Below are 5,276 nucleotides of genomic sequence, written 5' to 3'. Positions count from 1 at the left end.
GACTCTATCAGACCGTTTTCCGATCCGATTTCCTCGGTGCTTTCCAGGTTTTCGCTTTCGCGCTTCCCTTTCCGGCGGTTCCGACTCTATCAGATCCTTTCGGGCCTGATTCCCGGTCAGAGCGGGTTGTCTTCGCGGCTGTTGGGCCGTTCCGACGAGTGAGACTTTAGCGGAATCCTGGCCCCCGAGCTAATCGGGGTCGCGCTCTTTCGAACGCTGATTCCTCATTTCGCAAACACGCATGAAAACGGTCCGACGACGGGTCGTCGATCGCTGTGTGCTTGTTGCGGAATGGCTGTCCGGGGACCAACCGAAGTCGGCGCTCACATCGGACAACTCGGAGAACACTACGTAGGGGCCCAGGGCGTGTCAACTTGACGCCTGGAGCCGCCCTGGAGGCGTAGTCTCGGGGCCATGACTACGCACGCGTGCACCCAGCTGTGGTGGGCCGCCTGACGGCGGCCGTACATACGCGTGTACTCAACGGCCGCCGCCTCGGCGGCCGTTCTTGTTTCTCCCTCCTGGAGCGCCGGCCGGCGGTGGTGGCGGCCTCGACCAGGAGGTAGAGGAATGAAGCGGGTCTTCAGCGGGGTCAAGCCGACCGGGCATCTGACGTTGGGGAACTACCTGGGCGCGATGCGGCGGTGGAGTGCGGTCGATCAGCACGAGGCCGACGCGCTGTTCTGCATCGTCGACCTGCACGCGCTGACCGTGGATCACGATCCTGGCCGGGTGCGCAGGCTCAGTAGGCAGGCGGCCACGCTGCTGCTGGCCGCTGGGCTCGATCCGAAGCTGTGCACCGTCTTCGCCCAGAGCCATGTGGATGAGCACGCGCGACTGTCGTATCTGTTGGAGTGCGTGGCCACGGACGGCGAGATGCGGCGGATGATCCAGTACAAGGAGAAGGCCGCGGTCGAGCGGACGCGGGGCGGGAGTGTGCGGCTGTCGCTGCTGACCTACCCCGTACTGATGGCGGCGGACATCCTGGCGTACGGGACCGACGAGGTGCCGGTGGGCGACGACCAGGCGCAGCACGTGGAGCTGGCGCGGGATCTCGCAGTGCGGTTCAACCAGCGGTACGGGCACACGTTCGTGGTGCCGCGGGCCACGCTTCCGAAGGTGGCGACTCGGGTCATGAACCTGCAGGAGCCGACGTCGAAGATGGGGAAGTCCGACGACGTGGGGCCCGGGATCGTCTATCTGCTCGACGAACCCGGGGTCATTCGGAAGAAGGTCATGCGGGCCGTGACCGACAGCGGGCGGGATGTGGCGTACGACCGGGAAGCCCGGCCAGGGGTCTCGAATCTGCTGGAGATTCTCGCGGCGTGTGGAAGTGGGAACCCGGAGGCTTTGGCCGGTGTATATGAGTCGTACGGATCTTTGAAGAAGGACACCGCCGAGGCCGTGGTGGAGCTCCTCAGGCCCGTACAGCAGAGGCACAAGGAGCTGTGCGCGGATCCTGCGTACGTGGAGGGGGTGTTGCGGGAGGGTGCGGCGAAGGCCAGGGAGATGGCGAGGCCGAGGGTGGACGCGGCGTACCGCGCGATCGGGCTGCTGCCGGCGATGTGAAGAGGAGCGGTGGGGCCGGAGGCGGGCCCGGCCCCAGGGCTCCTAGCTGTTGCCGGAGGCCAGTTCGCGGCTGCGGTCGCGGGCGGCTTCCAGGGCGGCGATGAGGGCTGCTCGTACGCCGTGGTTCTCGAGTTCGCGGATGGCGTTGATCGTGGTGCCCGCGGGGGACGTGACGTTCTCGCGGAGCTTCACGGGGTGCTCGCCGCTGTCGCGGAGCATCACGGCGGCGCCGATCGCGGACTGGACGATGAGGTCGTGGGCCTTGTCGCGGGGCAGGCCGAGCAGGATGCCGGCGTCGGTCATGGCCTCGACCAGGTAGAAGAAGTACGCCGGACCCGAGCCGGAGAGAGCGGTGCAGGCGTCCTGCTGGGACTCGGGGACGCGGAGGGTCTTGCCGACCGCGCCGAAGATCTCCTCGGCGTGGGCGAGGTGCTCGGCGGTGGCGTGGCTGCCGGCGGAGATGACGGACATGGCCTCGTCGACGAGGGCGGGGGTGTTCGTCATGACACGGACGACGGGGGTGTTCTGTGCGAGGCGCCCCTCGAAGAAGGAGGTGGGGATGCCCGCGGCGCCGCTGATGACCAGGCGGTCGGCGGGGACGTGCGGGGCGAGTTCGTCGAGGAGGGTGCCCATGTCCTGGGGCTTGACCGTGAGGATCAGGGTGTCGGCGCTCTTGGCCGCCTCGGCGTTGGTGACCGGGGTGACGCCGTGGCGCTCCTGGAGTTCCTTGGCGCGTTCGGGGCGGCGGGCCGTGACCAGGAGGTCGGCGGGGGCCCAGCCGGCTCGGATCATTCCGCTGAGCAGGGCCTCGCCGATCTTGCCGGTGCCGAGCACTGCGACTTTCTGGGTCATGTTCGGTTGCCCTCCGGGGGTGCGTCGTCCGAGGCCCATCCTCGCACCGGGGGCGTGGGGGTGGGCCGCGTTGTCCGGTGGGCGGGACGCGGCCGTCCCGGGGGCGGGGTGGTGCTCGGTGTCACGCGGTGCGGCGGCGGAGGGTTGCCGCGCCGAGGCTCAGGACGAGGAGGGCGCAGGCCGCGACGATCAGGGCGTCGCGGATGAAGTTGGCGGTGACGTCGGTGTGCTTGAGGACTTCGTTCATGCCGTCGACGGCGTACGACATGGGGAGGACGTTGGAGATGCCTTCGAGTACGGGGTGCATGTTGGGGCGCGGGGTGAACAGGCCGCAGAGGAGGAGCTGGGGGAAGATCACGGCCGGCATGAACTGGACGGCCTGGAACTCCGAGGACGCGAAGGCCGAGACGAAGAGGCCGAGGGCCGTGCCGAGCAGGGCGTCGAGAAGAGCCACCAGAAGGAGTAGCCAGGTCGAGCCCGTGACGTCGAGACCGAGGGCCCAGACGGCGAGACCGGTGGCGAGGGCGGACTGGATGACGGCGAGCGCGCCGAAGGCCAGGGCGTAGCCGATGATCAGGTCGGCCTTGCCGAGGGGCATGGCCAGGAGGCGTTCCAGGGTGCCGGAGGTGCGTTCGCGGAGGGTGGCGATGGAGGTCACCAGGAACATCGTGATGAGGGGGAAGATGCCGAGCAGTGAGGCGCCGATGGAGTCGAAGGTGCGCGGGCTGCCGTCGAAGACGTAGCGGAGCAGCAGGAGCATCACGCACGGGATGAGGATCATCAGCGCGATCGAGCGCGGGTCGTGGCGGAGCTGGCGCAGGACCCTGGCCGCGGTGGCGGTGGTGCGGGAGTAGCTGATCGCGCTCTGCCTCGGGAGCGTGGTCGTGCCCGTACGGGTGGTGGTGGTCGTGGTGCTCATCGGACGGACTCCTTGCGGGACTGGTTGCCGGCCGCGATCGCCTCGTCGACCAGGTGGAGGAAGGCGGCCTCGACGGTGTCGGCGCCGGTCTGGTTGCGCAGGGCGTCCGGGGTGTCGTCGGCGAGGATCTCGCCCTCGCGCATCAGGAGGAGGCGGTGGCAGCGCTCGGCCTCGTCCATGACGTGGGAGGAGACGAGGAGGGTGGCGCCCCGGTCGGCGGCGATGGTGTGGAAGAGCTGCCACAGGTCGCGGCGGAGTACGGGGTCGAGGCCGACCGTGGGTTCGTCCAGGACGAGGAGTTCGGGGGTACCGAGGAGGGCGACGGCGAGGGAGACGCGGCTGCGCTGGCCGCCGGAGAGGTTGCCCGCGAGGGCGTCGGCGTGGGAGGTGAGGTCCACGTCGGCGATGGCGTGGGTGACGTTCGCGTGGCGGCGTTCGGCGGCGGCGCGGCCGGGGTCGAGGATCGCGGCGAAGTAGTCCAGGTTCTGGCGGACGGTCAGGTCGTCGTAGACGGAGGGGGCTTGGGTGACATAACCGATGCGGGAGCGGAGTGCGGCGTGGCCCGCGGGGAGGCCGAGGACGTCCAGGGTGCCGGTGACCCTGGCCTGGGTGCCGACGATCGACCTCATCAGGGTGGACTTGCCGCATCCCGAGGGGCCGAGCAGGCCGGTGATCTGGCCGCGGGGGACCTCGAAGTCGAGTCCGCGGAGGACTTGTCGGATGCCGCGGACGACGGTGAGTGCGGCGGCGTGGACCGCTGGGGCCGTGGGGTGGTTCTGCGGGGTCGTGGGTGGACCGGCCGAGTAATTCATCATGTGATGAATAATGCGCCTGCGGGATGGGGGCGTCAAGCCTGGGCGGGGGCATGGCTGGGCCGAGGCGCGTGGCGGGGGCTCGTGCGGTGCGTGGGGCGCCGGGTGCTCGGTGGCCGGCGCCAGGTGGTGGGTGGTGGGCGCCCGGTGGTGAGGTCAGGGGCGGAGTGCGAGGAGGAGGTCGACGTCGTACGTCTCCTCGACGATGCCGTCCGGGAACACCTCCAGGAGGTGCTCGCGCTCCTCGGCGAGGAAGGACGCCGTGCCCTCCTCGCCGAGGACGAGGAAGATCGAGTGGCTGCCGATGTTGGCGAGGTGCGTGTCGAGGGGGACGCTGCGGGTCCAGCGGACCTGGTGATGCGTGATGTCCGGGACCGTGATCGCGCCGGCGAAGGCCCTCTCGGCGCGGGCCGATGTGCCGCCCTTCTTGCCGACGGCGTCGCCGCCGAAGTACCGCGCGACGCGTTGCTCCTGGGCGGCGATCCACGGGATGTCCAGGGCGTCCATGTTCCACCAGAGGGCGAGGGCGCCGCCCGGGCGCAGGACGCGCATCGCCTCCGGGGCGGCCCGGGCCGGCTCCGTCCAGTGCCAGGCCTGGGCGTAGGTCACGAAGTCGGCGGAGGCGTCGGTGAAGGGGAGGGCGTTGCCGTCGCCGCGTACGAGAGGGATGTCCGGGAGGGTCTGGCGGAACTGGCGTGCCATGCCGTCGCCGGGTTCGACCGCTACGACGTTCGCTCCGCGGGCGTGCAGGAGGGTGGTTGCGATGCCTGTGCCTGCGCCCACGTCGATGGCTCGTGCCCCTGCCAGGGGGCGGCCTGCGGCGGTCTCCATCGTGTCGAAGAGGGTGGGTGGGTAGGAGGGGCGGTTTGCGGCGTACTGGGCTGCGGCGGCGTTGAAGGAGTGGGCTCGGGTGTGGTGGTGGGTGCGGGAGGAGGCGGTCATGCCGCCATGGTGGCCTTGGGTCGGGGTGGGGGACAGTGGGCCTCGGCAAGAGGTTGGGGTGAGGGTGGGGAGGTTTTCGCCCCCGCCGCCCCTACCCAATCCCGTCACTAACTCAGGGGCTCCGCCCCCGAACCCCCAAAGACTGCGCAGTTCCCCGCGCCCCTAGGTTTTCAGGGGCGCGC

Annotated in this window: 5 protein-coding genes; 1 reads left to right on the top strand and 4 read right to left on the bottom strand. The window is 69.8% G+C overall.

Features of this window, described 5'->3' with window-relative positions:
- Positions 1 to 570: 570 nt before the first annotated feature.
- Positions 571 to 1,569, top strand: coding sequence for a tryptophan--tRNA ligase (gene trpS / locus O3Q52_RS48365; protein ID WP_269654816.1), 999 nt, complete (start codon positions 571 to 573; stop codon positions 1,567 to 1,569).
- Between the two features lie 42 nt (positions 1,570 to 1,611).
- Here the strand turns inward: trpS and proC are convergent, their stop codons facing one another.
- The 4 genes from proC to O3Q52_RS48345 all read right to left on the bottom strand — a co-directional run bounded on the left by proC (position 1,612) and on the right by O3Q52_RS48345 (position 5,094).
- The gene (gene proC / locus O3Q52_RS48360; RefSeq protein ID WP_269654815.1) at positions 1,612 to 2,421 is read right to left on the bottom strand and encodes a pyrroline-5-carboxylate reductase; all 810 of its coding nucleotides are present in this window, start codon (positions 2,419 to 2,421) and stop codon (positions 1,612 to 1,614) included.
- A gap of 121 nt (positions 2,422 to 2,542) precedes the next feature.
- Positions 2,543 to 3,340 carry an ABC transporter permease gene (locus tag O3Q52_RS48355; RefSeq protein ID WP_269654814.1) on the bottom strand — a complete coding sequence of 266 codons (798 nt, stop codon included), beginning with the start codon at positions 3,338 to 3,340 and terminating at the stop codon, positions 2,543 to 2,545.
- The gene (locus O3Q52_RS48350; protein WP_269654813.1) at positions 3,337 to 4,155 is read right to left on the bottom strand and encodes an ABC transporter ATP-binding protein; all 819 of its coding nucleotides are present in this window, start codon (positions 4,153 to 4,155) and stop codon (positions 3,337 to 3,339) included. The genes O3Q52_RS48355 and O3Q52_RS48350 overlap by 4 nt, the downstream gene beginning before the upstream one ends.
- Positions 4,156 to 4,308: 153 nt before the next feature.
- Positions 4,309 to 5,094: a class I SAM-dependent methyltransferase gene (locus O3Q52_RS48345; RefSeq protein WP_269654812.1), complete on the bottom strand. Its 786-nt coding sequence runs from the start codon at positions 5,092 to 5,094 to the stop codon at positions 4,309 to 4,311.
- Between the last annotated feature and the right edge of the window lie 182 nt (positions 5,095 to 5,276).

It is taken from the genome of Streptomyces sp. ActVer (genome assembly GCF_027270795.1).
GTDB classification, from domain to species: domain Bacteria; phylum Actinomycetota; class Actinomycetes; order Streptomycetales; family Streptomycetaceae; genus Streptomyces; species Streptomyces umbrinus_A.
Note: the sequence above shows the minus strand (reverse complement) of the source record. Positions and strands in the feature narration are given on the sequence as shown.